This is a genomic window from Solwaraspora sp. WMMD1047, from assembly GCF_029626155.1.
In the GTDB taxonomy this organism is placed as follows: domain Bacteria; phylum Actinomycetota; class Actinomycetes; order Mycobacteriales; family Micromonosporaceae; genus WMMD1047.
The window spans coordinates 5642291-5665844 of record NZ_JARUBL010000001.1 but is presented as its reverse complement, the minus strand read 5'-3'; the positions used below and the strand labels follow the sequence as shown (position 1 = coordinate 5665844).

General features: G+C 72.3%; 27 protein-coding genes and 1 riboswitch. Of the genes, 22 read left to right on the top strand and 5 right to left on the bottom strand.

Annotation, left to right across the window (positions count from 1 at the left end; genetic code table 11):
* Window positions 1-83: 83 nt before the first annotated feature.
* From O7627_RS25850 to era, 7 genes are all read left to right on the top strand, one after another.
* Window positions 84-434 carry a histidine triad nucleotide-binding protein gene (locus O7627_RS25850; RefSeq protein ID WP_278096071.1) on the top strand — a complete coding sequence of 117 codons (351 nt, stop codon included), beginning with the start codon at window positions 84-86 and terminating at the stop codon, window positions 432-434.
* A 119-nt stretch (window positions 435-553) separates the two neighbouring features.
* Window positions 554-1954: a serine hydrolase domain-containing protein gene (locus O7627_RS25845; protein ID WP_278096070.1), complete on the top strand. Its 1401-nt coding sequence runs from the start codon at window positions 554-556 to the stop codon at window positions 1952-1954.
* A 160-nt stretch (window positions 1955-2114) separates the two neighbouring features.
* Entirely contained in the window at window positions 2115-3170 is a 1056-nt protein-coding gene (locus tag O7627_RS25840) for a PhoH family protein (RefSeq protein ID WP_278096069.1), read from the top strand.
* Window positions 3171-3218: 48 nt separating this feature from the next.
* Window positions 3219-3686, top strand: a complete 468-nt coding sequence (gene ybeY, locus O7627_RS25835; RefSeq protein ID WP_278096068.1) for an rRNA maturation RNase YbeY — start codon at window positions 3219-3221, stop codon at window positions 3684-3686.
* Window positions 3686-5116: a hemolysin family protein gene (locus O7627_RS25830; protein ID WP_278096067.1), complete on the top strand. Its 1431-nt coding sequence runs from the start codon at window positions 3686-3688 to the stop codon at window positions 5114-5116. The genes ybeY and O7627_RS25830 overlap by 1 nt, the downstream gene beginning before the upstream one ends.
* Window positions 5109-5462: a cytidine deaminase gene (locus tag O7627_RS25825; protein ID WP_278096066.1), complete on the top strand. Its 354-nt coding sequence runs from the start codon at window positions 5109-5111 to the stop codon at window positions 5460-5462. Before O7627_RS25830 ends, O7627_RS25825 begins: the two co-directional genes overlap by 8 nt.
* Window positions 5459-6340, top strand: a complete 882-nt coding sequence (gene era / locus O7627_RS25820; RefSeq protein ID WP_278096065.1) for a GTPase Era — start codon at window positions 5459-5461, stop codon at window positions 6338-6340. Before O7627_RS25825 ends, era begins: the two co-directional genes overlap by 4 nt.
* A 30-nt stretch (window positions 6341-6370) precedes the next feature.
* Here era and O7627_RS25815 read toward each other — a convergent pair whose 3' ends face one another.
* A complete protein-coding gene (locus O7627_RS25815) occupies window positions 6371-7159 on the bottom strand; it encodes a DUF4097 family beta strand repeat-containing protein (RefSeq protein WP_278096064.1) in 789 nt (262 codons plus the stop codon).
* 98 nt (window positions 7160-7257) lie between these two features.
* Here O7627_RS25815 and recO point away from each other — a divergent pair, with 98 nt between their 5' ends.
* Window positions 7258-8040, top strand: a complete 783-nt coding sequence (recO, locus tag O7627_RS25810) for a DNA repair protein RecO (protein WP_278096063.1) — start codon at window positions 7258-7260, stop codon at window positions 8038-8040.
* Window positions 8037-8825: an isoprenyl transferase gene (locus O7627_RS25805; protein ID WP_278096062.1), complete on the top strand. Its 789-nt coding sequence runs from the start codon at window positions 8037-8039 to the stop codon at window positions 8823-8825. Before recO ends, O7627_RS25805 begins: the two co-directional genes overlap by 4 nt.
* A 7-nt stretch (window positions 8826-8832) precedes the next feature.
* Here O7627_RS25805 and O7627_RS25800 read toward each other — a convergent pair whose 3' ends face one another.
* Genes O7627_RS25800 through O7627_RS25790 form a run of 3 tightly spaced genes read right to left on the bottom strand, consistent with a single transcriptional unit; the run spans window position 8833 to window position 11666 of the window.
* The gene (locus tag O7627_RS25800) at window positions 8833-9633 is read right to left on the bottom strand and encodes an energy-coupling factor transporter transmembrane component T (protein WP_278096061.1); all 801 of its coding nucleotides are present in this window, start codon (window positions 9631-9633) and stop codon (window positions 8833-8835) included.
* Window positions 9630-11078 carry an ABC transporter ATP-binding protein gene (locus O7627_RS25795; protein WP_278096060.1) on the bottom strand — a complete coding sequence of 483 codons (1449 nt, stop codon included), beginning with the start codon at window positions 11076-11078 and terminating at the stop codon, window positions 9630-9632. Before O7627_RS25795 ends, O7627_RS25800 begins: the two co-directional genes overlap by 4 nt.
* A gap of 3 nt (window positions 11079-11081) precedes the next feature.
* Window positions 11082-11666 carry an ECF transporter S component gene (locus tag O7627_RS25790; protein WP_278096059.1) on the bottom strand — a complete coding sequence of 195 codons (585 nt, stop codon included), beginning with the start codon at window positions 11664-11666 and terminating at the stop codon, window positions 11082-11084.
* 75 nt (window positions 11667-11741) lie between these two features.
* A riboswitch (TPP riboswitch) is annotated at window positions 11742-11846 on the bottom strand.
* Between the two features lie 107 nt (window positions 11847-11953).
* Between O7627_RS25790 and O7627_RS25785 the strand changes: the two genes are divergently transcribed.
* The 13 genes from O7627_RS25785 to O7627_RS25725 all read left to right on the top strand — a co-directional run bounded on the left by O7627_RS25785 (window position 11954) and on the right by O7627_RS25725 (window position 22810).
* Entirely contained in the window at window positions 11954-12991 is a 1038-nt protein-coding gene (locus tag O7627_RS25785) for a permease (RefSeq protein WP_278096058.1), read from the top strand.
* Window positions 12991-13722 (top strand): TIGR03943 family protein, encoded by a 732-nt coding sequence (locus O7627_RS25780; RefSeq protein WP_278096057.1) that lies wholly within the window; start codon window positions 12991-12993, stop codon window positions 13720-13722. Before O7627_RS25785 ends, O7627_RS25780 begins: the two co-directional genes overlap by 1 nt.
* Before the next feature lie 99 nt (window positions 13723-13821).
* A complete protein-coding gene (locus tag O7627_RS25775) occupies window positions 13822-14310 on the top strand; it encodes a DUF6328 family protein (RefSeq protein ID WP_278096056.1) in 489 nt (162 codons plus the stop codon).
* Window positions 14311-14400: 90 nt separating this feature from the next.
* A complete protein-coding gene (locus O7627_RS25770; protein ID WP_278096055.1) occupies window positions 14401-16407 on the top strand; it encodes an acyl-CoA dehydrogenase family protein in 2007 nt (668 codons plus the stop codon).
* Window positions 16408-16608: 201 nt separating this feature from the next.
* Complete coding sequence (locus O7627_RS25765) at window positions 16609-16890, top strand: uberolysin/carnocyclin family circular bacteriocin (protein ID WP_278096054.1); 282 nt, start codon at window positions 16609-16611, stop codon at window positions 16888-16890.
* A 33-nt stretch (window positions 16891-16923) separates the two neighbouring features.
* Complete coding sequence (locus O7627_RS25760; protein WP_278096053.1) at window positions 16924-17505, top strand: stage II sporulation protein M; 582 nt, start codon at window positions 16924-16926, stop codon at window positions 17503-17505.
* 28 nt (window positions 17506-17533) lie between these two features.
* A complete protein-coding gene (locus tag O7627_RS25755; protein WP_278096052.1) occupies window positions 17534-18133 on the top strand; it encodes a hypothetical protein in 600 nt (199 codons plus the stop codon).
* A gap of 20 nt (window positions 18134-18153) precedes the next feature.
* Window positions 18154-18540: a hypothetical protein gene (locus O7627_RS25750; RefSeq protein WP_278096051.1), complete on the top strand. Its 387-nt coding sequence runs from the start codon at window positions 18154-18156 to the stop codon at window positions 18538-18540.
* Between the two features lies 1 nt (window position 18541).
* Window positions 18542-20116 carry a hypothetical protein gene (locus O7627_RS25745; protein ID WP_278096050.1) on the top strand — a complete coding sequence of 525 codons (1575 nt, stop codon included), beginning with the start codon at window positions 18542-18544 and terminating at the stop codon, window positions 20114-20116.
* Window positions 20068-20724, top strand: a complete 657-nt coding sequence (locus O7627_RS25740) for an ATP-binding cassette domain-containing protein (protein WP_278096049.1) — start codon at window positions 20068-20070, stop codon at window positions 20722-20724. Before O7627_RS25745 ends, O7627_RS25740 begins: the two co-directional genes overlap by 49 nt.
* On the top strand, window positions 20721-21653 hold the full coding sequence (locus tag O7627_RS25735; protein ID WP_278096048.1) for an ATP-binding cassette domain-containing protein: 933 nt from the start codon (window positions 20721-20723) through the stop codon (window positions 21651-21653). Before O7627_RS25740 ends, O7627_RS25735 begins: the two co-directional genes overlap by 4 nt.
* Complete coding sequence (locus O7627_RS25730) at window positions 21650-22450, top strand: hypothetical protein (protein WP_278096047.1); 801 nt, start codon at window positions 21650-21652, stop codon at window positions 22448-22450. The genes O7627_RS25735 and O7627_RS25730 overlap by 4 nt, the downstream gene beginning before the upstream one ends.
* A gap of 48 nt (window positions 22451-22498) precedes the next feature.
* Entirely contained in the window at window positions 22499-22810 is a 312-nt protein-coding gene (locus O7627_RS25725; RefSeq protein WP_278096046.1) for a hypothetical protein, read from the top strand.
* Between the two features lie 3 nt (window positions 22811-22813).
* On the opposite strand, the gene O7627_RS25720 is transcribed toward O7627_RS25725, so the two are convergent.
* Entirely contained in the window at window positions 22814-23518 is a 705-nt protein-coding gene (locus O7627_RS25720; protein ID WP_278096045.1) for a hypothetical protein, read from the bottom strand.
* Between the last annotated feature and the right edge of the window lie 36 nt (window positions 23519-23554).

Below are 23554 nucleotides of genomic sequence, written 5' to 3'. Positions count from 1 at the left end.
TACTGCCAGGTTCATGATCGAGGCGCAGCCGGCCGCGATCGAGGTCCGAGCGGGTCGCCGCAGGTCCCACTACCATGCCGGGGATGACCACCGACTGCCTGTTCTGCCGGATCGCCGCCGGCGAGATCCCCGCCACCGTCGTCCGCGAGACCGACACCACCCTGGCCTTCCGGGACATCGGGCCGAAGGCCCCGGTGCACATCCTGGTGATCCCGAAGGCGCACTACGCCGACGTGGCGACGCTGGCCCAGGACGACCCCGGCCTGGCCGGCGCGGTGCTGGCCACGGCCGCCGTGGTGGCCGAGACCGAGGGGCTACTGGTGGACGGCTTCCGGCTGATCTTCAACACCGGGGAGTACGGCGGCCAGGAGGTCTTCCACGCGCACGCCCACGTGCTCGGCGGCGCCCCGCTGGGACCGATGGTCGCCGGCTGATGCCAGCGGCCCCACCCGCCCCCGGGCCGTCGCCCGCCGGGCCCACGGCTTCCCGGCCGGCTACCGCCGGGCCGACCGCTTCCCGGCCGGCTGGGCCGACACAGCGGTACGCCCGGCTGGTGCGGCGGGTGCAGTCGCAGGCCCGGGTGCCGGCCGTGTCGGCGGCCCTGCACCGGGCGGACCGGCCGCTGTGGACCTGCGCGGTCGGCGGTACCGGGGGGCCGGCGCCGCTCGGGCCGGACACCGCGTTCCGGATCGGCTCGGTCACCAAGACCTTCACCGCCGTACTCGTGCTGCAGTGCCGCGACGACGGGCTGCTCGACCTGGACGACCCGATCGGCCGACACCTCGACCTGCCGGCGCACGGCGAGCTGACCGTACGCCGGTTGCTGTCGCACACCGCCGGCCTGCAGCGGGAGCCGTACGGCGACGTCTGGGACACCCTGCGTACCCCGGAGTTGGACCGGCTCGTCGCGGAGCTGGCCCGGGCCGAGCGGGTACTGCCGGCGGCCCGGCGCTACCACTACTCCAACCTTGGGATGGCGCTGCTCGGCCAGGCGGTGGCCCGGCTGCGCGGCGGAAGCTGGGCGGAGGTGCTCGCCGAGAAGATCCTGGACCCGCTCGGGCTCACCGCCACCAGCACGACACCCGGTCCGGCGGCGGCGACCGGCTACCTGGTCGACGCCTACTCCGACCACGCCCGACCGGAACCGAACCTCGACCTCGCCGCCGTGGCGCCGGCCGCGCAGCTGTGGAGCACCGCGCCGGAGATGGCCCGTTGGGCGGCGTTCCTCGCCGACCCGGCGACGGTCGACCCGGCCGGCGCGGTGCTGGCGCCGGCCACCCTCGACGAGATGCGCTGGCCACTGACCGTCACCGACGAGACGGTCTGGGCGGCCGGCTTCGGGCTCGGCCTGCTCCTGCTGCCGCAACGCGGCGCCGACCACGCCGCCGGGCCGGGCGCGGCCGACCGGGTGCTGCACGTCGGCCACGACGGCGCCATGCCGGGCTTCCTGGCCGGCGTCTACGGCCGGCGGGGCGGCGCCGGTACGCCGGCCGCGATGGGCTGCGCGGTGCTCGGCTCCGCCGGCACGGCCGGCGCGTTGCTGGACCTGGTGCACGACCTGCTCGCCACCGCCGCCGCCGAGGATCCGGCCGAGATCGCAGTCTGGCGACCCGGCCCGCCGGCCCCCGACCGCTACCGGGGGATGCTCGGCCGCTGGTGGGGCGAGGGTTTCGAGTACGTCTTCTCCTGGCACGACGGCGCGCTGCAGGCCAGGGGTGCCGACGATCCACCGGGCAAGCCGCCGGCGGTCTTCGAACCGCTGCCCGGCGACCCGGACACCCTGCGCACGGTGGCCGGCCGGGAGACGGGCGAGCTGCTGCGGCTGACCCGCGACGGCACCGGGACGGTGGTCCGGATGCACTGGGCGACCTACCGGTTCACCCGCCGGCAGGAGACCTTCGACGGGTTCGACTTCCGGGCCGCCGACGGACCGGACACTCCGGCCCGGCGGTGACGAACCGCCGGCTCGCCGCGACCACCACCCAACTGGCGGAAATGGGCCGGGTGTCGGCCGCGTTGACCCGATACGATGGGAGCACCTCCGCACGTCACCGCCGCGAGGGCGGGACACCGAGATCGAGAGCAGGTGGCGCAGGGCCCGCCGGGCCCGACCTATGACCGGCACTCCACCTCCCGGCCAGGCCCGGGTGCAGACCAGGATCACGGTTCCTGACTCGAAGATCATGGTTAACCTGCTCGGCGCGGGCGACGAGATCCTGCGCCTCGTCGAACGCTCGATCAACAGTGACGTGCACGTCCGGGGCAACGAGATCACCGTGACCGGCGCACCCGCCGACAACGCCCTCGCCGAACGGCTCTTCGCCGAGCTGCTGGAGCTGATCGCCAAGGGCGAGACGCTCACCACCGACGCCGTCCGGCGCACCGTCGGCATGCTCGAACAGGGCTCCACCGAGCGCCCCGCCGAGGTGCTGACCCTCAACATCCTGTCCCGGCGCGGGCGGACCATCCGCCCCAAGACGCTGGGCCAGAAGCGCTACGTCGACGCCATCGACGGGCACACCGTCGTCTTCGGCATCGGCCCCGCCGGCACCGGCAAGACCTACCTGGCGATGGCGAAGGCCGTGCAGGCGCTGCAGGCCAAGCAGGTCAACCGGATCATCCTGACCCGGCCGGCGGTCGAGGCCGGGGAGCGGCTGGGCTTCCTGCCCGGCACGCTCTACGAGAAGATCGACCCCTACCTGCGGCCGCTCTACGACGCCCTGCACGACATGCTGGACCCGGAGTCGATCCCGCGCCTGATGCAGGCCGGCACCATCGAGGTGGCGCCGCTGGCCTACATGCGGGGCCGGACCCTCAACGACGCGTTCATCATCCTCGACGAGGCGCAGAACACCACGCCCGAACAGATGAAGATGTTCCTCACCCGACTCGGCTTCGGCTCCAAGATCGTCGTGACCGGTGACGTCACCCAGGTCGACCTGCCCGGCGGCACGACCAGCGGGCTGCGGGTCGTCCGGGACATCCTGGAAGGGCTCCAGGACGTGCACTTCGCCCAGCTCGGCAGCGCCGACGTGGTGCGCCACCGGCTGGTCGGCGACATCGTCGACGCGTACGCCCGCTGGGACGCCGAGCGGGAGTCCCAGGCGCAGAGCGTGCACGCCGTACCCGGACGTTCCGCGCACGGCGGCCGCGCCGGCCGGCGCCGCTAGCCACCGACCTCACCCCGTCAGGGGACCTCACTTCAGCAGGGGAAGCAGTTGTCCATCGAGATCGCCAACGAGTCCGGCACCGACGTCGACACCGACGCGGTGCTGGCCGTGGCCCGCCACGCGCTGGACGAGATGGGGGTCAACCCGCTCGCCGAGCTGTCGGTCCTGCTTGTCGACATCGACTACATGACCGAGCTGAACCACCGGTGGATGGGCGGCGACGGCCCCACCGACGTGCTCGCCTTCCCGATGGACGAGGGCAGCGTCGACCACGGACCCGGCGAGGTCAGCGGGGCCGAACCGGCGCTGCTCGGCGACATCGTGCTCTGCCCCGAGGTGGCCGCCAAACAGGCCGCCGCGGCCGGTCACTCGGCCGCCGACGAGCTGCACCTGCTCACCGTGCACGGGGTGCTGCACCTGCTCGGCTACGACCACGCGGAGCCCGAGGAGGAGCGGGAGATGTTCGCGCTCCAGGCCCGGCTGCTGTCGAGCTGGCGGACAGCGCGGGCCGGCTGATGCCGGCGTACCTGGCGGCCGGGCCGTCACCACTCGCGGCGGCGGCCGCCGCCGGCCTGCCCGACCTGCAACTGCTCTTCTTCGCCGCCGGCCTGGTGGTGCTCGCCGGCATCTTCGCGATGACCGACTCCGCGCTCGGTGCCGTCTCGCCGGCCCGCGCCGCCGAACTCGCCCGGGACGGGGTACGCGGTGCCGCCACCCTGCAACTGGTGGCCGCCGAGGCGGTCCGGCACATCAACCTGCTGCTGCTGTTGCGCCTGCTCTGCGAACTGACCGCGACCGTCCTGGTGGCGCTGGTCGCGGTCGACACCTTCGGCGCCGGCTGGACGGCCGCACTGGTCACGGCCGGTGCCATGACGGTGGTCAGCTTCGTCGTGGTCGGCGTGGCGCCGCGCACCATCGGCCGGCAGCACGCGTACTCGGTCGGGCGGATCACCGCGCCGTTGGTCCGCTGGCTGGGGCGGGCACTCAACCCGCTGGCCTCGCTGCTGATCCTGATCGGCAACGCGGTCACCCCGGGCCGCGGGTTCCGGGAGGGGCCGTTCGCCACCATCGTCGCCTCCAACTCCCGGCACGGCTCCGACGGCACCGTCGAACTGCGCGAACTCGTCGACCTGGCCGAGCAGCGCGGCGTGGTGGAGCACGGCGAGCGGCAGATGATCCACTCCGTCTTCGCGCTCGGCGACACGATCGTCCGCGAGGTGATGGTGCCGCGGACCGAGATGGTGTGGATCGAGTCGCACAAGAAGGCGCCGCAGGCGCTGATGCTCTTCCTGCGCTCCGGCTTCTCCCGGATTCCGGTGATCGGGGAGAGCGTGGACGACGTGCTCGGCGTGCTCTACCTCAAGGACCTGATCCGGCGTACCCAGGGCGGCGGCCCGGCCGCCGACGCGCTGTCGGTCGCCGAGATCATGCGGGACGCCACCTTCGTGCCGGAGTCCAAGCCGGTGGACGACCTGCTCTCCGAGATGCAGGCGGCCCGGACCCACATGGTGATCGTCGTCGACGAGTACGGCGGCACCGGCGGGCTGGTCACCATCGAGGACATCCTGGAGGAGATCGTCGGCGAGATCACCGACGAGTACGACGTCGAACGCCCGCCGGTCGAGCGGCTCGACGACGGTGGCGTCCGGGTCACCGCCCGGCTGCCGGTCGAGGACCTCGGCGAACTCTTCGACGTCCAGCTCCCGGCCGACGAGGTCGAGACCGTCGGCGGCCTGCTCGCCCAGGCGCTCGGCCGGGTGCCGATTCCCGGCGCCCAGGCCGAGGTGGGCGGGCTGCGGATGATCGCCGAGGGCACCACCGGCCGGCGCAACCACATCGACTCGGTCCTGGTCCGCCGGGTGCCGGTAGCCGACCAGCCCGACACCCCGGCCGGCTCGGGCCGGGAGAACAACCAGAGCGAGGAGAGGCAACCCGCCGATGTCTGATCCGTCCACCCCGCAGCTCAGCCAGGAGGACGCCAAGCTGGTCCTGCTGGCCCGGTCGGCGCGCGCCCGGGTGGGCGCCGTCGAAGGGGCGGCGGTACGCGACCAGGACGGCCGCACCTACGCCGGGGCCAGCGTGTCGCTGCCGTCGTTGACGGTCACCGCGCTGCAGCTCGCGGTCGCCGCCGCCGCCGCCGCGGGAGCCAGCAAGCTGGAGGGCGCCGCCGTGGTGACCGAGGCGTCGACGCTCGACGGCGCTGGCCGCGCCGCCGTGCGGGACCTGTCGGCGGAGGCGCCGATCCACCTCGCCGCGCCGGACGGCACCGTGCTCGGCACGGTGCGGGAATGACCGGGTACCGGGCCGGCTTCGGCTGCTTCGTCGGGCGCCCCAACGCCGGCAAGTCCACGCTCACCAACGCGATCGTCGGGCAGAAGATCGCCATCACCTCCAGCAAGCCGCAGACCACCCGGCACGTGATCCGGGCCGTGCTGCACCGGGCCGACGCGCAGCTCGTCCTCGTCGACACCCCCGGCCTGCACCGGCCGCGCACCCTGCTGGGTGAGCGCCTCAACGACCTGGTCCGGCAGACCTGGAGCGAGGTCGACGTGATCGGGCTCTGCATCCCGGCCGACGAGCCGATCGGGCGCGGCGACCGGTTCATCACCGGCGAACTCGCCGAGCTGAAGGCCGATGTGGTCGCGGTGGTGACCAAGACCGACCTGGTCGACCGCGGCAAGCTCGCCGAGCAGCTGCTGGCCGTCGGCGAGCTGGCCGACTTCGCCGCGGTCGTGCCGGTCAGCGCGGTCTCCGGACACCAGGTCGACACTCTGGTCGACGTGCTCACCGGCTATCTGCCCCCCTCGCCGCAGCTCTACCCCGACGACATGCTCACCGACGAGCCGGAACAGGTGCTGGTCGCCGAGCTGATCCGGGAGGCGGCCCTGGAGGGGGTCCGCGACGAACTGCCGCACTCGATCGCGGTGGTGGTCGAGGAGATGATCCGGGAGGGCCGGCTCATGAAGATCTACGCCGACGTCTACGTGGAACGCTCCAGCCAGAAGGCGATCGTGATCGGGGCCCGGGCCAGCCGGCTCAAGGACGTCGGCATCCGGGCCCGGCGGCAGATCGAGGAGCTGCTCGGCACCCGGGTCCACCTCGACCTGCACGTCCGGGTCGCCAAGGACTGGCAGCGGGACCCGAAACAGCTCCGCAAGCTGGGCTTCTGACCGGCGCCGGCACCGGCCGGCCCGGCCGGTTCAGATCCGGTCGACGGTGACGTTCCCGCTGCCGGTGCGCAGGTCGAGCAGCGCGGTGGCGGCCGGCACGTCGGAGACCCCGAGTCGCTGGTCGCCCGAGCCGGTCTCGACCCGGACCCGGAAGTCACCGGCCGGCACCAGCAGCTCGACGTCGCCGCTGTCGGCGCGGGCCCGCACCGAGGCGGCCGAGGTGAGCGCCAGAGTGATGTCGCCGGAGCCGGTCTCGGCCCGGACCTCACCGCCGCCGAGCCCGTGCCCGGTTATCGAACCGGAGCCGGCGCGCGCGGTCACGGCGGCCCGGGCGTCGCTGACGGTGATGTCGCCGGAGCCGGTCTCCGCCGTCACCGCCCCGGTCGCGTCGGTGATCTCGATCGACCCCGAGCCCACCTTGACGTTGACGTCGGCCACCCCGGCCAGCAGCACGTCCCCGGAGCCGTTCTCGCCCCGCACCGACAGCCCCGGCGGGACGACCAGGTCGTAGGAGACCCCGCACCGCCGGCCGCAGTCGACGTCGATGATCAACTCGGTGCCGTCGATCCGGTAGGTGGCCCCGGGCTCCGCGCCGCGGTAGCGGACCACCCGGTTGATCTCGACGCCCGGTGCGGTGCCGGTGCGGATCACGACATCGCCCGAGCCGGGGTTGATGGTGATCCCGGTGATCCGGGCATCCTCGGTGTGGCTGAAGTCGAGCCGGCTCTCGGCCAGCAGGTCGCAGCCGGCCAGCGGGACCAACAGCACCGCGCCGGCGGTGGCGGCGCCGGCTGAGCGGGCGAGGCGGTGGGGACGCATCGCCTGAGGCTATTGGCCGGGCGCCCGGATCCGCATCAGGGAATCCCGCCAGCCGTCCCGGATCAGACCCTGAGATCGGTCCGGGCGAGAATGGTCGGATGGCCGGGTACCGCAGGCAGCTCTACCGCGACGACGCGGTCGTGCTGCGCGTGCAGAAGCTCGGCGAGTCCGACCGGATCATCACGCTGCTCACCCGCCGGCACGGCCGGCTGCGGGCGGTCGCCCGCGGGGTGCGCCGGACCACCTCCCGGTTCGGCGCCCGGCTGGAACCGTTCGGCCACGTCGACCTGCAGATCGCCGGCGACCCCAAGGGCAACCAGGGCAGCTCGCTGCACACCGTCAGCCAGGTCGAGGGCATCGAGCTGTACGGCAAGCGGTTCCTGGGCGACTACCCGCGCTACACGGCGGCGAGCGCGATCGCCGAGACCGCGGAGCGGTTCACCCCGGTGGAGCGGGAGCCGTCGCTGCGGCTGTTCCTGCTCACCGTCGGCGCGCTGCGCGCGCTGGCCGAACGGGGGCACGCCAGCACGCTGGTGCTCGACGCGTACCTGTTGCGGGGGATGGGGCTGGCCGGCTGGGCGCCCGCGCTCGTCGCCTGCGCGGTCTGCGGCACGCCGGGGCGGCACCGCGCGTTCTCCGTACCCGCCGGGGGTTGTGTCTGCCCGGACTGCCGGCCGCCGGGAGCGGCGCACCCGGCCCCGGCCACCCTGGACCTGATGTCCGCGCTCACCTCGGGGGACTGGTCGGTGGCCGACGCCTCCGACGTCGGCCACCGGCGGGAGTGCAGTGGCCTGGTGGCGGCGCACCTGCAGTGGCACCTGGAACGCGGGTTACGCTCACTGCCGCTCGTCGACCGAGGCTCCGTGGAGGAAACCCAGTGACCCGGCCCACCCGGCCCACGCCGCATCCGTCCGGGGCGCGTCCGCCCGCCCTGCCCCCGGCCGCACTGCCCCGGCACGTGGCGGTCGTGATGGACGGCAACGGCCGGTGGGCCAAGGACCGGGGACTGCCCCGGACGAAGGGCCACGAGCAGGGCGAGTACTCCCTCTTCGACACCATCGAGGGGGCCATCGAGCTGGGCATCCCCTACCTGTCGGCGTACGCCTTCTCGACGGAGAACTGGCGCCGGTCGCCGGACGAGGTGCGGTTCCTGATGGGCTTCAACCGGGACGTGATCCGCCGCCGGCGCGACCAGCTGGTCGACCTCGGCGTGCGGGTGGTCTGGTCGGGGCGGGCCGGCCGGCTCTGGAAGAGCGTGATCTCCGAACTGCGGACGGCCGAGGAGATGTCCCGGCGCAACTCGACCCTGACCCTGCAGTTCTGCGTCAACTACGGCGGTCAGGCCGAGATCGCCGACGCCGCGGCGGCGATCGCCCGGGACGTGGCCGCCGGCAGGGTCGACCCGGCGAAGGTCAACGAGAAGATGATCTCGCGGTACCTGTACCACCCCGAGGTGCCGCCGGTCGACCTGTTCCTGCGCCCGTCCGGCGAGCAGCGCACCTCGAACTTTCTGCTCTGGCAGACCGCGTACGCCGAACTGATCTTCCTCGACACGCTCTGGCCCGACTTCGACCGTCGACACCTCTGGTACGCCTGCGAGCTGTACGCCCAGCGTGACCGACGGTTCGGTGGCGCGCTACCCAACCCGGTCGCACCCGCCCGATAGTCCGGCCTCAGCCCAGCAGTGGTCGGAAGGTGCCGAGCAGCACGCTGGTGGCGACCGCCGCGCCGGCCAACCCGGCCGCCCCGGCCACCAGCGCGCCGTCCGCCCCGGTGAACCGCTGCCGGCGGGCATGGGTACGCGGCGTGCCGGCGTCGAAGCCGCGGGCGTCCATCGCCACCGCCAACCGGGTGCCCCGCCGGATCGCGCCGACCAGCAGGGCGAACGCGGTGGAGGCGAAGAGCCGCAGCCGGGCGACCGGGTTGCGGCCGGCGTCCACGCCGCGCGCCCGGCGGGCCATGCTGATCATCTGCCACTCGCGGCCGAGCAGCGGCACCAGCCGGAACGCGGCCAGCGCGCCGATCGCGAACCGGGCCGGTGCCCGGGCGTTCTGGATCAGCGCGTCGGCCAGATCGGTGGGGTCGGTGGTGGCGAAGACGATCACGCCGGGCAGCGCCACCGCGAACAGCCGCAGGATCAGCCCGAGGGCGGTGAGCAGCACCCCGGTGGTGACCACCACCGGCCCGGCGGCCAGCAGCGTGGTGCCGTCCCGGTCGGCGGCGAACAGCACCAGGGTGACCACGATGCCGAGGGCTGCCAGCAGCAGCGGCCAGGCCCGTCGGGCCAGCGCCCGGTAACCCACCCCGAACAGCGGCAGCACGGCCAGTTCGACCGCGAGCGCGATCGCCGGGGCCACCGGATCGAGAGTGGCCACCAGCGTGAACGAGAAGACCAGCGCGGCGGCCAGCTTCGCGACCGGGTTGCGCCGGGCCAGCGGCGCGCCGGGCCGGGCGATCGGCGCGACGTCGATCACGGCTGCCGCGCCAGGGTGACCCGGCGGTCGGCCAGCGCCGCGACGAAGTCGGCGTCGTGGGTGACGGTCACGATCCCGTGGCCGGCGTCGCGCAGGCCGGCGAGCAGGTCGACCAGCTCCAGCCAGGTCCGCCGGTCCTGGCCGAAGGTCGGCTCATCGAAGATCAACAGGCGGGGGGCGCTGGCCAGGGCGGTCGCCACACTCAGCCGCCGGGCCTCGCCGCCGGAGAGGGTGTACGGGTTCGCCCCGGCCAGCCGGTCCAGTCGCAGCCGGCCCAGCAGCTCGTCCACCACCGCCGACACCTCCACCGCGGACCGGCCGGTCCGACGCGGGCCGAGGGCGAGTTCGTCGCGGACCGTGCCGGTGACGAACTGGTGCTCCGGGTCCTGGAACACCGACCCGATCCGCCGGGCCAGCACCGGCGCCCGCCACCGGTGCGGGGCGCTCCCGCCCCGCCCGCTCCCGCCCCGCCCGGAGGCGGACCCGTCGCCGGGACCGGCCAGCCCGGCACCGGCCGTCACCCGCCCCTGGCCGGGCTTGAGCAGGCCGCCCAGCAGCAACGCGAGGGTCGACTTGCCGGCGCCGTTGGGGCCTAGCACGGCGACCGCCTCGCCGGCGCGTACCGCCAGGTCGGTCGGGTCCAGCCGGGGCGCCAGGCCGACCCGGTCCGCGGTCAACAGCATGTCGCCCGGCGGGGCCGCCGCCCGGCGGGGCAGGACCGTCCGGCCGGGAACCCACACCCCGTCGGCGGCCAGCGCGTCGCCGTGCGTGCCGAAGACGACCTCCGGTGGGCCGTCGACCCGGATGCCGCCACCGGGCGTCAGGACCACCACCCGGTCGACCAGCGGCAGCCAGCCCCGGTGCTCGACCAGGATCATCGTGGTCCCGGCGTCCAGCGCGCCGGCCACCGCGGACCGCACCAGCTCGGCGCCGGCCGGGTCGAGGTTGGCCGTCGGCTCGTCGAGCAGCAGCAGTCCGGGTCGGGCGGCGAGCACCCCGGCCAGGGCCAGCCGCTGCTGCTCGCCGCCGGAGAGCGCCGCGGTGGCCCGGTCGGCCGGGTACGGGAAGCCGACCCGGCGCAGCGCGGCGTGCACCCGGGGCCAGATCTCCTCGGCCGGCACCCCCCGGTTCTCCAGCCCGAACGCGACGTCGTCGCCGGCCCGGGCCATCACCAGCTGGGTCTGCGGGTCCTGGAAGACGATGCCGACCCGCTCCCGGGCCTTGCGCGGGTCGAGCCCGTCGATCTCGACGGTGCCGACCTGCTCGCCGGAGTCCTCTGCCAGCAGACCGGCGAGCGCGGCGAGCAGGGTGCTCTTGCCCGCCCCGGACCCGCCGAGCAGCAGCACCCGCTCACCGGACTCCACCCGCAGGTCGACGTCGCGTACCGCCCATGCCCGGCGGCCGGCGTGCCGCCAGCCGAAGCCGCGCAGGTCGATGGCGCTCACGGATCAGATGGCGGCGCGTTCGCGACCGGCCGGGAACCGGTCCAGCACCCCGGTGCGGGCCAACGCCCGGGTCAGCGCCCACCCGCCGGCGCCGGCCAGCACCGCCGCGCTGACGATGGTGAGCAGGGCGTACGGGATCCGGTAGGACCAGAGCGCGTACTCGGGGTTCCAGACGAAGAAGTCGAACAACGCCGCGCCCAGGCCGGTCAACGTGCCGGCCAGCACCGCCACCGGCAGCCGGTACGACCGGTAGCGGAAGGCGAGGAAGGCCAGCTCGGCGCCGAGCCCCTGGACGATGCCCTGCGGGATGACCGTGCCGGCCCACTGGCTGCCGAGCAGCGCGGAGACCACGGCGGCGACGGTCTCGCAGTAGAGCGCCGCGCCCGGCTTGCGGATGATCAGGCCACCGAGGACGGCCGGCAGCAGCCAGATGCCGTACATGACGGCCTGTGCGGGTGGGAAGAACGCGAACGCGCTCTCGGTGGCGGACCAGACCAGGCCCCAGGCCCAGAACACGACGCCGAAGGCCACGGCGATCACCGAGCCGACGACGACGTCGACGGTGCGCCAGGTGGTGGGTTGACTCATGGTGGTGCCTCCCAGTCGCTTCAGCGGACCAGGCAAGACGCACGCCGCGGTCCGGTGGGCCCGGACTGCGGCGCGGCTGGAGGTCGACCGAACTCCCTGCGCTGGCATTACCCAGATCAGGTTCGAGGGTCTGCGGTGTCGTCCGCACTCTCAGCGCTGCGCGCTCCCCTGTCGGATATGCAGTTGTGCCGCCGACGCTAGCACCGGCCGGGCCGCGTGGGACAGGGGGATGTGGTAGCGGACACCCGGGTTAAGGTGGTTGCGCCCGATGATTGAGGAGGACCGCTGTGAGCGCACCCGGCCGGGCACCGTCCCGTCCCGACCGGGTCGACGACCCGCAGCGGCCGGCGGACCCGGCGCGGAAGCGGCTCTTCGGTGACCGGGTCGGCTCGGTCGAGGTACTGGCCGCGCTGCTCATCCTGCTTGTCGTCTTCCGGGTGCCGCTGGCCGAGGCGATCTCCAGCCCTCGGCTGCAGACCTGGACGACGGTCTTCGTCTCGGTGCTGGTGCAGGCGGTCCCGTTCCTGGTCTTCGGGGTGGCGCTGTCGGCGGTGATCGCGGTCTTCGTACCCCGGTCGTTCTGGGCGAAGGCGCTGCCCAGCCACCCGGCACTGGCGGTGCCGGTGGCGAGCTGCGCCGGGGTGGTGCTGCCCGGTTGCGAGTGCGGGGCGGTGCCGATCGCCGGCTCGCTGATCCGCCGTGGCGTGACCCCGGCCGCGGCGCTGGCGTTCCTGCTGGCCGCCCCGGCGATCAACCCGATCGTGCTGGTGGCCACCGCGGTGGCGTTCCCGAACAATCCGGAGATGGTGCTGGCCCGCGGCGTGGCCAGCCTGATCGTCGCCATGATCATGGGCTGGCTCTGGTTGCGGCTCGGCCGCACCGACTGGATCCGGCTGCCGCACCGCCCGGAGCTCGACGACTCGTCGCGGTGGCGGGCCTTCTGGGGGGCGGTCCGCCACGACATCGTGCACGCCGGCGGATTCCTCGTCCTCGGCGCGGCGGCCGCGGCCTGCATCAACGTGCTCGTCCCGGAGCGGTGGCTGCAGACGCTGGCGGACAACCCGGTGCTGTCGGTGCTGGCGCTCGCGGTGCTCGCCGTGCTGCTGTCGATCTGCTCGGAGGCGGACGCCTTCGTCGCCGCCTCGCTGTCGCAGTTCTCGCTGACCTCGCGGTTGGCGTTCCTGGTGGTCGGTCCGATGGTCGACCTCAAGCTGATCTCGATGCAGGCCGGGGTGTTCGGCCGCCGGTTCGCGGCCCGGTTCGCCCCGGCGACGTTCGCGGTCGCCGTGCTGGCGGCCGTCGGAGTGGGGGCGGTGGTCCTGTAGTGAACCGACAGGCACAGGGTGTGGTGCTGCTTCTGCTCGGCGGTGCCGTGCTCAAGGCCAGCTTCACCGACATGTACCTGCGCTACGTCAAGGAGAGCCTGCAGCCGTTCCTGATCGCCTCGGGGCTGCTGCTGGTGGTGGCGGCCGTGATGACGCTCTTCTACGACCTGCGGCGCCGGCCGGTCGCGGCCACCGGCGGGGATGACGCCGGGGACGACCACGGCCACGCCCACCACGAGCCGCGGGTCGGTTGGCTGCTCATCCTGCCCGTCCTCGGGTTGCTGCTGGTCGCCCCGCCGGCTCTCGGGTCGTACGCGGCCGGCCAGGCCGGCACCGCGCTGTCGAGCCAGCAGGTCTCCGACTACCCGCCGCTGCCCGACGGCGACCCGGTCCGCACCAGCGTGCTCGACTACGCGTCCCGGGCGCTGTTTGACAAGGGTGTCTCGATCGGGGACCGCCGGGTCCAGCTCACCGGGTTCATCGTCGACAATCCGGGCGGCGAGCCGTTGCTGGCCAGGATGATCCTCTCCTGCTGCGCGGCCGACGGACGCCCGATCAAGGTCGGCATGGACGGCAACCCGCCGGCCGGCTTGGCGCCGGACACCTGGGTGGAGGTGACCGGCCGGTACAGCGACCGGGTCGGCACCGACCCGGTCAACCGGGCCGAGATCCCGTACCTGACGGTGGAGTCCTGGCGGCAGGTGGAGGCCCCGAAGCAGCAGTACGAGTGACCTCCCCCTGTGGAGGGCGTCGAGTTAACCTCGCGTTTCGCCCAGTTGGCCGGAGGGAAAAGGTGACCGAAACTCGTGAAGAGATTTCGGAGGCCATGGGTGGACCGGGAGACAGAGAAGCAGCGTTGGCAGCGGAACTTCGCCGACCTGCTGCAGGAGTTGCGGGTCGCGCAGACCGGGGTGCAGATCCTCTTCGCGTTCCTGTTGACGCTGCCGTTCAGCAGCGGCTTCCCGGAGACCACCGTGTTCCAACGGGACATCTACGTGGTCGCCCTGCTGGCCGCCGCGGGCGCGACCGCACTGATCATCTCGCCGGTCGCGTTCCACCGGGCGCTGTTCCGGCAGGGCCGCAAGCCGGAACTCGTCCGGTTCGCCCACCGGATGGCCTCCGGCGGTCTGGCCCTGATGCTGATCGCCATGGTCAGCTCGGTCCTGCTGATCACGGATTACCTGCTTCCCCGGCCGTTGGCGTTCGTGCTCAGCGGGGTGACCGCGGTCTGGTTCCTCTCCTTCTGGGCCGGCCTGCCCTATCTGCGGCGGAACTGGGCCGAGGACGACGACGAGACTGACTCCGTTCCCGAGGACTAATGGGGCACGCCGGCCGGGTTGGCTAAACCTACCGCTGGGTAACGTCCCGGGGTAACGTTGTTGTAGCCGTACCCGGTCGGAGGGGGAACCATGACCACGACGGAGAACAGCACGGCGGCGGCGGGCGGGCGGCGCGAACCCGTCCCGCCGGCGAGCGACGGCGCCGGGCCGCTGCCCAAGGAAGCCGGCCAGGTGACCGAGCGGGAGGCCCGGCAGGTCGCCGAGGCGGCCCGGGAGTCCGAGTGGGGCAAGCCGAGCTTCGGCAAGGAGCTGTTCCTCGGTCGGTTCCGGCTCGACCTGATCGACCCGTGGCCGCGCCCCGACCCCGAGCAGACCGCCCGGGCCGAGGAGTTCCTGGCCAAGCTCGGCGAGTACGTACGCTCCGAGGTGGACGGTGCCCGGATCGAACGGGAGGCGTCGATCCCGGACGAGGTTTTTCAGGGCCTCGGCCGGCTCGGCGCCTTCGGCATGAAGATCGACCAGGAGTACGGCGGACTGGAACTGTCAAATTTGCACTACTGCCGGGCGCTCATGCTGGCCGGTTCGGTGAACCCGTCGATCGGCGCGCTGCTCTCGGCGCACCAGTCGATCGGCGTGCCGCAGCCGTTGAAGATGTTCGGCACCGAGGAGCAGAAGCGGAAGTTCCTGCCCCGGCTCGCCGCGGGTGAAGTCTCGGCGTTTCTGCTGACCGAGCCGGACGTCGGCTCCGACCCGGCCCGGCTGGCCACCACCGCCGAGCCCACCGAGGACGGCACCGGCTACCGGCTCAACGGCGTCAAGCTCTGGGCCACCAACGGCACGGTGGCCAGCCTGCTGGTGGTGATGGCCCGGGTGCCGGCCAGCCAGGACCGCAAGGGCGGCATCACCGCCTTCGTCGTCGAGGCCGACACCCCGGGGATCACCGTCGAGCGGCGCAACGCCTTCCTCGGCCTGCGCGGGCTGGAGAACAGCCTCACCCGGTTCCACGACGTGGTGGTGCCGGCCGAGAACGTGATCGGTGGCGAGGGGCGCGGCCTGCGGATCGCGCTCACCACGCTGAACACCGGCCGGCTCTCGCTGCCGGCGATGTGCGTCGGGGCCGGCAAGTGGTCGCTCAACGTGGCCCGCCAGTGGGCCGCCGACCGGGTCCAGTGGGGCCGGCCGGTCGGCGCGCACGAGGCGGTGGCGAAGAAGCTGGCCTTCATCGCGGCCTCCACCTACGGCATGGAGACCATGCTCGACCTCTGTTGCCTGCTGGCCGACGACGACCGCAACGACATCCGGATCGAGGCGGCCCTGGTCAAGCTCTACGCCAGCGAGATGGCCTGGCTGGTCGCCGACGAGCTGGTCCAGATCCGCGGCGGCCGGGGCTACGAGACGGCCGACTCGCTGGCCGCCCGGGGCGAGCGCCCGGTCGAGGTGGAGCAGATCCTGCGCGACCTGCGGATCAACCGGATCTTCGAGGGCTCCACCGAGATCATGCACCTGCTGATCGCCCGGGAGGCCGTCGATGCCCACCTCTCGGTGGCCGGCGACATCATCGACCCGGACGCCGACCTCGGCCGCAAGGCGCGGGCCGGGGCGAAGGCGGGCGCGTTCTACGCCCGGTGGCTGCCGACGCTCGCGGTCGGCCGGGGCCAGAACCCCGGCGGGTACGCCGAATTCGGCCCCCTCGCCGGCCACCTGCGCTACGTCGAACGGGCCTCCCGCAAGCTGGCCCGCTCCACCTTCTACGCGATGTCCCGCTGGCAGGGAAAGATGGAGCGCAAGCAGGCGTTCCTCGGCCGGATCGTGGACATCGGTGCGGAACTGTTCGCGATGTCGGCGGTCTGCGTACGCGCCCGCGCGGAGAAGTCCGTTCACCCCGAGGGGGTGGAGCTGGCCGACCTGTTCTGCCGGCAGGCCCGGCTACGCGCCGAGGCGCTCTTCGCCGCCCTGTGGGAGAACACCGACTCGGTCGACGTGCGGGCGGCCAAGGGGATCCTCGCCGGCCGGTACGCCTTCCTGGAGGAGGGCGTGGTCACGCCGGCCGACGACCGGCCCTGGGTGGCGGCCTGGGAGCCCGGCCCGTCCACAAGCGACGATGTCCGCCGTCGCGTACCCCGACCGGAGCGGTGACCGGTCGCTGCCGCGCCCGGCCGCTCCGCTGATGGGGGGCGGCCGGGCATAGTCATGATCGGGCGGCCGGGATCATAGTTGCTGCCCGTGCCCGCCGCAATCGCGGCAACCGCCTACCCCTAGGGGTGCCCCTTCTCCCGCCGGGTCAGCAGGATGTTCACATCTGGGCATCCCAGCCCGGCGGACAAAGGAAGGGAAGGCATGGACACTAGCCTGAAGGCAACGAGGGGCTCTGGCGCGCTGGCGACGGCCGCCGCGCTCGGGTTGACCGGACTCCTCTTCGCCAGCGTCAGCGTGATGTACATCGCCGGCATGTTCGGTCTGTCGACCGCGTTCGCGTCGCAGATCGTGAACGCTGTTCAGGTCGGCGGCATCGCCCTCGCGATCGTCATGGGCCTGCTGTCGGGCGGCATCGCCGCCACCGTCATCGCGACCGCCCGGTGGGCCATCGCCCGCTGGGGCTCCGCCGCCGCGGTGGCGTAGGCAGGTTCGACCCGTCCGAACACGAGGATGACGATGGAACGCAGTATGGCTAGGGGCGTCGCTGGGCAGGCTACGCTTACTCCCTTCCTGGCGTCCCTAGCCATACTGGCCGCGGGAATCTACGTCGGACACGCGAGCATGGACGCGGTCCCGGCCTCCGGAGCGGGCGCGGAGGACGCCGGCACGGATTCGTCCTTCCTGGCCCTGCTCTCGTTCTTTCTCCTGAGGAACCTCGGTGCCGCGCTGCTGTTCTTCTCCGGTGTCCTGACCGGCGGCGTATCGACCCTGTTGAGCTGGGGGATCACCGCGCTCTATATCGGAGCGACGTTTACCGCCGCGGCCGCGAACGTCGGCTTCTCGGCGGCGTTTGCCTCCATCGTGTGGTACGCGCCGCTGGAGATCCTCGGACTGGTGCTCGCCGCGACCGCCGGTCTCTACCCGATCAGCGCAGTGCTCCGTTCGACCTACGGCCGGGCGGATTCCGGCGACCAGTCGGTCGGCTACCTGACGACGTACCTGCGGGCGATCCGGGTCTCGGTCCGGGTGCTCGCGGTCGCGGTCGTCATCATCGTCGCCGCCGCGGTCATCGAGGCGACGACGATCAGCCTTCGCTAGCATCGATACCGATTGGACGGTAGCGACCGTGGATTCCGGCACCGAATCGAGTACCGACACCGTAGTCGCGCCCCCGGTCGAGGGGGCACCGAGGAAGCGCAACCGGACCCCGATGGTCACCAGCCGCCGGGTCTGGGCGGTGGTCTACCTCATCACCGCCGTCGCTCTGCTGCTGCGGTCGACCGGACTCCCGGCGTACGTGCGGGCCGAGTTGGACCGGCGTGACGCGAGCCGGGAACTGACCGACCAGAACCTGGAGAACCTGGCGGTCAACTCCGGGATCTTCCTCGGAATCCTTCTGTCGCTGTTCGTTCTCGCTCTCTACTATTCGCTCGCCTCGGCACTCGAACGACATATCTTCCGTCCCGCGATCACGGTCGCGGGCAGGACGCAGATCGGCCTGTTCTTCCTGGTGGCGGCGCTCTGCACGCTTCCCGTCCAGGTGGTGAGCCTGGTCTTCGGGATCTCGTCCCCCCGGAATCACGCGTTCTATCAGGGATACGTAATCGTCGCGGCCGTGGTCGCCACCTTGCTGTTCCGGCGGCACTGGATCGGGCGTCCAAAAGGGAAAATCACATTCTTGTTCGTGTGTACGCTGACCTTGGCCATCCTGTCGAGCGCCACCTGAGCGAGATTGCGGAGCAGCCGATGAATCTAGCCACCGTCTATCGATCCATACGGCGCCCGGCCGCCCTCGGGCTCGGGTTCGCCGCGCTGGTGACCGGGATCCTCGCGGCCGTCGCACCGCCGGCCGACGCCGATCGAACCCTGCTGTTCGCCGTCGCGGCCGCCCTGATCGTCTTCGGCGTCGGGGGCATCCTCGTCGTGGCCCTCCGCCCGGCGTCCCACCGGCGGGATACCGTCCTGTTCTTCCTGGCCGGTGCCGCGGCCGCGGCGCTGGCCGGATCGGGGCTGGCGAACCCGGTGGCCCGGACGCTGGCCCTGGTGGTGGCGGTGGCGGCGGTGCTGCTGGCCGTCCTGGCCACCCTGATGTCCGCCGAGCGGTCGCTTGATGATCCGCGGAGCCGGTTCTGACGTGGCGGACCGATGGCACGACCGGCGGCTGGTCTTCGACCTCTACTGCTTCGACCGGCTGATCGCACTCGGCTGGCGGATGCCGCTGCGCGTCTTCCAGATTCTGGTCGGCGGACTCTGCCTGCTCGCCGCCCCGGTCGTCCTCGCGGTCTCGCTGCTGGCCTCCCGGGCCCTGGCGTACGCGCTCACCCCCGCGTCCGGCGCGGAGCCCGGCCAGCCGGTCATCCCGGTGGCCGCCGGCACCGGGGCGCTGCTCCTCCTCGTCCTGACGAACCTCTACCTGGGCGTCCTGCAGCTCACCCGGGAGGCGATGTCCCGCCGGCGCTACGGCATCAGCCGGTCGCCGAACCTGGAGTTCTACCGGGCCTTCGACATCCGCCTGATCGACGTGTTCCTGGTCCACGCCGGCCTGCGCATCGTCCTCTTCTCCGGCGCGATCTGGCTGGTGAATCTCGGGTTCGTGGCCGTTTTCGGGGCGGTCGGCCCGCCACCGGCCCTGTGGTGGTCCGTCGCCGTGCTGCTGCCCAGCGCGGCCGCTATCACCGGGCTCGCGCTCGCCGCGCGTCACGCCAATGACGACGGCGGGAACCGCCGGGTCGGGCTCGGCCCGGTGGCCGCGGCCGCCGTCGCGGCCGGGCTGGCCGGATTCTCGTTGACGGCGCTGGCGACGGAGCTGCTCGCGGCTGCGTCGGCGCCCGCCTGGCTGCACCGGATCGACGCGACCGCGCTGGCCGCCGTGGCGGGCGCCGGTGCGTTCGCGGTCGCCGCCGGAGCGGCCATCTCCCTGGTCCGCAGCATCCGACGGATGCGTACCGAGTCCTTCGCCATCCCGGTGGTGTCGGCGGATCGACGGCCGGTCGGCAGCCGGCTGAGCCGACGGGTCCGGCCACTGCTGTGGAGGTGGACGCCGGTCGGTGCCATGCTGCACGGGGAACTACAAGGTCACCACGCGGCCGCCCTGATGCGGCGGATGTTCGGGTTCACCCTCGTCGGGGTCTGCTTCGCCATCGGGGTGGCCCAGGCACCCGCCGTCCAGCCCGTGGTCGACGCGACCAGCGGACCGCTCCTGCGCGTCTCGGCCACCCTCGCCTTCGTGGCCTGCCTGGTGTTGGCGGAGCTGACCATGTTCGCGATCGGACCGGCGACGCTCGGCCGGCACCTGCGGTACGTGTGGGAGGCCGGGGTGTCCGCCCGGGCGCTGACCGTCGGCGCCATCGCCTGCTATCTGGCACCCGCCCTCACCTTCGGGCTGCTGCTCTCGGCCGGGACCTACCTGACGGTCGGCCGGTGGCCACCGGCCGTCGTACCGATCGGCATCTCGATCGTCTGCGCCGCGGTGGTGGGGCAGTCGCTCACGGCCACCCCGAAGGAAACGGTGGACGGATCGGTCGAGGCGAACCTCTTCGTCGGCCTCGTGACGGTGCTGCTCTCCACCCCGGTGCTGATCCTGGCGCTGCGGGCGGGCGGGCCGGTCACCGCCATCGCGCTAGCCGGCTATCTGACGCTGCTGTTGGGAGGTGCGATCGCATGTCTGGCCCGCCGCGTTCAGGCGCTGCCGTCGACGTCATCGACGTGACGACCGGCTACCGCCAGGGACAACCGGTCTTCGACGGGCTCTCCGTCACGATTCCCGACCGCGGGATCACCCACGTGCGCGGCCGGAACGGCTCCGGCAAGTCGACCCTGCTGGAGCTCTGCAGCGGCTACCTGCGTCCGTGGTCCGGATCGGTGCTGGTCGGAGGTCTGCCGGCGGCGAGCCCGGCGGCCCGGGACCGCCGCCGGATCTGCCGCACCCGGACCGCGCTGTACCCGCACATGACCGTTCGCGACCACCTGATCTTCTCGGCCCGGTGCTTCCGGATCGAGGCCGAGGCGGCGACCGACCGGGCTCGGCGGTTCGGCCTCGAACCGTGGTTCGAGGCCGACAGCCGGACACTGTCGACCGGTAACGCCCGCAAGCTCTGGATCGTGCTCTGCACACTCGGCGACTTCCGGACCGTGTTCCTGGATGAGCCCTTCCTTGGGCTGGACGCCGACGGCGGTCGGATTCTCGCCGCGGACCTCGGCCGGTGGTCCGGGACCGGCGCGGTCATTCTGATCAGCCACGACCTGCCGGACGAGGTGGAGGTGGATCACCAGGTGGAGCTCTCCGCCGCGGTGGGGCAGACGAGGGAGTGTCAATGACAGTCATCGAAGCGGTCGGGCTGGGCAAGTCGTTCGGTGCCAAGCGCGCCGTCGACGACCTGTCCTTCCGGGTCCGACCCGGAAAGGTGACCGGCCTGCTCGGTCCGAACGGATCGGGGAAGTCCACCACCATCCGGCTCATGCTCGGGCTGACCCGGGGGAGCGGGACCACCACCTTCGACGGACGGCGTTACCAGGAGATCGACCGGCCGGCCCGGTCGGTCGGCGTGATGCTCGATGCCCGCGCCTTTCACCCCACCCGGACCGTTCGCGACCACCTCTCGATGGTCGCCGCCGGAATCGGAGTCCCCCCGGCGCGGGTCACCGAGGTGCTCGAACTCGTGGGACTCGCGGCCGAGGCGAGGTCCATGCCGAAGCGGTTCTCGTTGGGGATGAACCAGCGGCTCGGCATCGCCACCGCGCTGCTCGGTGAACCCGAGACCCTGATCCTCGACGAACCCGCGAACGGACTCGACCCACAGGGCATCCGCTGGCTCCGGCTGTTCCTGCGCCGGTACGCCGCGGCGGGGCGCACGGTTCTGGTCTCCTCCCATCTGCTCGCCGAGATGGAGCAGACCGCCGACGAGTTGCTCGTCATCGCCCGGGGTCGGCTGGTCCGCAGCAGCTCGGTCCAGGAGTTCATCGGAACCTCCAACCTGACCGTCGTGCACGTCCGGGCCAAGGAGCCGGATCGGCTGGCGACCCTGCTGCGCGGTGCCGGTGCGACCGTCAAGTCCGAGCCGGAGGACCTGCTCGTGGTGCAGGGCATGGGTCAGCGTGACATCGGCGACCTCGCCTTCCGCGAGTCGATAGCCGTGTACGAGATCGTCACCCGGACCGCCACCCTCGAGGAGGCCTTCCTGGCGGCATCGGACGGGCTGACCGACTACGACGCCCGGCCGGTCGACGCGAACGGGGCCCGGCGGTGAGGCCGGCGGTCGCCTACGAGTGGCGCCGGCTGCGGACGTTGCGCAGCACCTGGTGGCTGTTCGGGGTCTCGCTGGTGGTGACCGCGCTGCTGGGGCTCGCCTTCGCCGCCCTCGTGCTCGACCTGCGCGCCGATCCCGGGCAGGCCGTGTCGAGCAGCGAGACGTTCATTCTGGTCCTCACCAGGTCCGTCCTGACCCCGGTGGCGGCCGGCCTGATCGGTGTCTTCGCGATCGGCCACGACCTGCGCTACGGCACGGTCACCACGACGCTGCTGGTCACCCCCCGCCGGTCGGTCGCGTTGGCGGCCAAGGCGTTGGTGGTGGCCGGTGCCACGGCCGCGATGGCCGTGGCGAACCTCGCGGTGGCCTGGACGGTGGCGCTGGCCGTGCTCTCCGGCCGGATCCCGATGGACCTGTCGCCGTTCCATCTGGTCCGGGCGCAGGCCGGGTTCGTGCTGCTGGTGGTGGGTTGGGCGCTGATCGGGCTGGCTCTCGGCCTGCTGCTGCCGTCGCAGCCGGCGGCGATCCTGGCGCTCGTCGTGACCCCGTTCATCATCGAGCCGATCTTCCGGCTCTTCCTCGGCTCCTCCTCGTTCGGCCCGGTCCGGGAGGCGGCGCAGTTCCTGCCGTTCGCCGCCGGGGACGCCATGCTCAGCGGGGCCGACGCGTCCGCGTCGGCGGTGCTCGGCGAGAGCATGTCCGGCGCGGGTCCGCTGGTCGGCGGGGCGACCTTCCTGCTCTTCGTGGCGATCCTGTCCTGGGGCGGGGTCGCGTCGTTCCGCCAGCGTGACGTCTGACCGCCGGCGGGCAGCCGCCCGCCGACCGAGTTCGTCGAAAGGACAGTCATGACTTCGCAGCACCGCAACCCGGTGTGGATCCAGACGGTGGAGGTCGGCGGCCGGCACATCGGCTGGGACGTACCCGCCGGTGCGCCCGTCGACGACCGGCTGGGCGACATCCGAACGGGGGTGGACACCGTGGCCCGACTGGTCGCGGACGCGGTGCTCGCGATGCCCGCCGCCGGGGACTGGGAGGCCGATGAGGTGCGCGCGTCGTTCAGCGTGACACCGGTCTCCGGCGGCGGCGTGCTCCTGTCCCACGGGCGTGATCGCCCGGCGGCGGTCGGTGTGCGGGTCACCTACCGGCGGCGCGGGTAGGGGTCAGTCGGTCAGGTCCGCCGGCTCGATCAGGCCGCGTCGCAGTACCGCGCTGATAAGTCTTTCTTTGCGCCAACTACGTCGGTGACCGTCGGGTGTCTCGGGTTTGAGGTCGAGCTTCTCAACGAGGTAGGCGATCTGGGAATCCACCGCGATCGGGCTGATCGGAGTGCCATTACGTTGCAATTTCGCGGCGATCTGTGCGGATGTTGGTGGGGGAGCGTCGACGATGCCGCGCAGTCTCGGTTCGCAGAGTGCGACAAGCACCGAGAAATATGTGGCGGACCGGTCTAGTGGGCTCGGCTCATCCGGCCCGGCGGCGGGGCAGGTCGCGTCGGAAATATCGGCCGTCTCCGGTTCCGGGCCGTAGACGAGCGCGATCGTCCGGTCGGAGACGAGCACCCGGGCCAGTTCGAAGGGCATCACCACCTGCAGCGTGGCGGCGGGCACGCTGACCAGTTGATGGGCGTTCTCCAGGTCCTCGACCACGAGTGGGCGACCCTCGCTGAGGTTGTCGATCCGCCAGTGGTCGCCGTAGGCGGTCACCCGCCCGGCGACGGCGCCCTGCTCCGGGCGCAGCATCATGTCGAAATCGCAGTTCGTGCAGAGGCAGGTGCCGAAAGTGATGCTCTCGCCCAGGTGGAGGTCGTGAACCACTTGACCTCCGACTATTTCGTCGGCTGTTTGTACGCTGACCACCGGTTTCATGGTTGTATCACCACTGCTTCACCCCCGTTCGGCGTC

Coding starts and splice junctions, on each gene's coding strand:
- O7627_RS25840 (WP_278096069.1), top strand. CDS start 2,115: ATGACCGGCACTCCACCTCCCGGCCAGGCCCGGGTGCAGACCAGGATC.
- era (WP_278096065.1), top strand. CDS start 5,459: ATGACCGGGTACCGGGCCGGCTTCGGCTGCTTCGTCGGGCGCCCCAAC.
- O7627_RS25725 (WP_278096046.1), top strand. CDS start 22,499: ATGACTTCGCAGCACCGCAACCCGGTGTGGATCCAGACGGTGGAGGTC.
- O7627_RS25790 (WP_278096059.1), bottom strand. CDS start 11,666: ATGAGTCAACCCACCACCTGGCGCACCGTCGACGTCGTCGTCGGCTCG.
- O7627_RS25750 (WP_278096051.1), top strand. CDS start 18,154: ATGAATCTAGCCACCGTCTATCGATCCATACGGCGCCCGGCCGCCCTC.
- O7627_RS25850 (WP_278096071.1), top strand. CDS start 84: ATGACCACCGACTGCCTGTTCTGCCGGATCGCCGCCGGCGAGATCCCC.
- O7627_RS25815 (WP_278096064.1), bottom strand. CDS start 7,159: ATGCGTCCCCACCGCCTCGCCCGCTCAGCCGGCGCCGCCACCGCCGGC.
- O7627_RS25760 (WP_278096053.1), top strand. CDS start 16,924: ATGGAACGCAGTATGGCTAGGGGCGTCGCTGGGCAGGCTACGCTTACT.
- O7627_RS25770 (WP_278096055.1), top strand. CDS start 14,401: ATGACCACGACGGAGAACAGCACGGCGGCGGCGGGCGGGCGGCGCGAA.
- O7627_RS25765 (WP_278096054.1), top strand. CDS start 16,609: ATGGACACTAGCCTGAAGGCAACGAGGGGCTCTGGCGCGCTGGCGACG.
- O7627_RS25720 (WP_278096045.1), bottom strand. CDS start 23,518: ATGAAACCGGTGGTCAGCGTACAAACAGCCGACGAAATAGTCGGAGGT.
- O7627_RS25825 (WP_278096066.1), top strand. CDS start 5,109: ATGTCTGATCCGTCCACCCCGCAGCTCAGCCAGGAGGACGCCAAGCTG.
- O7627_RS25735 (WP_278096048.1), top strand. CDS start 20,721: ATGACAGTCATCGAAGCGGTCGGGCTGGGCAAGTCGTTCGGTGCCAAG.
- O7627_RS25740 (WP_278096049.1), top strand. CDS start 20,068: ATGTCTGGCCCGCCGCGTTCAGGCGCTGCCGTCGACGTCATCGACGTG.
- O7627_RS25830 (WP_278096067.1), top strand. CDS start 3,686: ATGCCGGCGTACCTGGCGGCCGGGCCGTCACCACTCGCGGCGGCGGCC.
- recO (WP_278096063.1), top strand. CDS start 7,258: ATGGCCGGGTACCGCAGGCAGCTCTACCGCGACGACGCGGTCGTGCTG.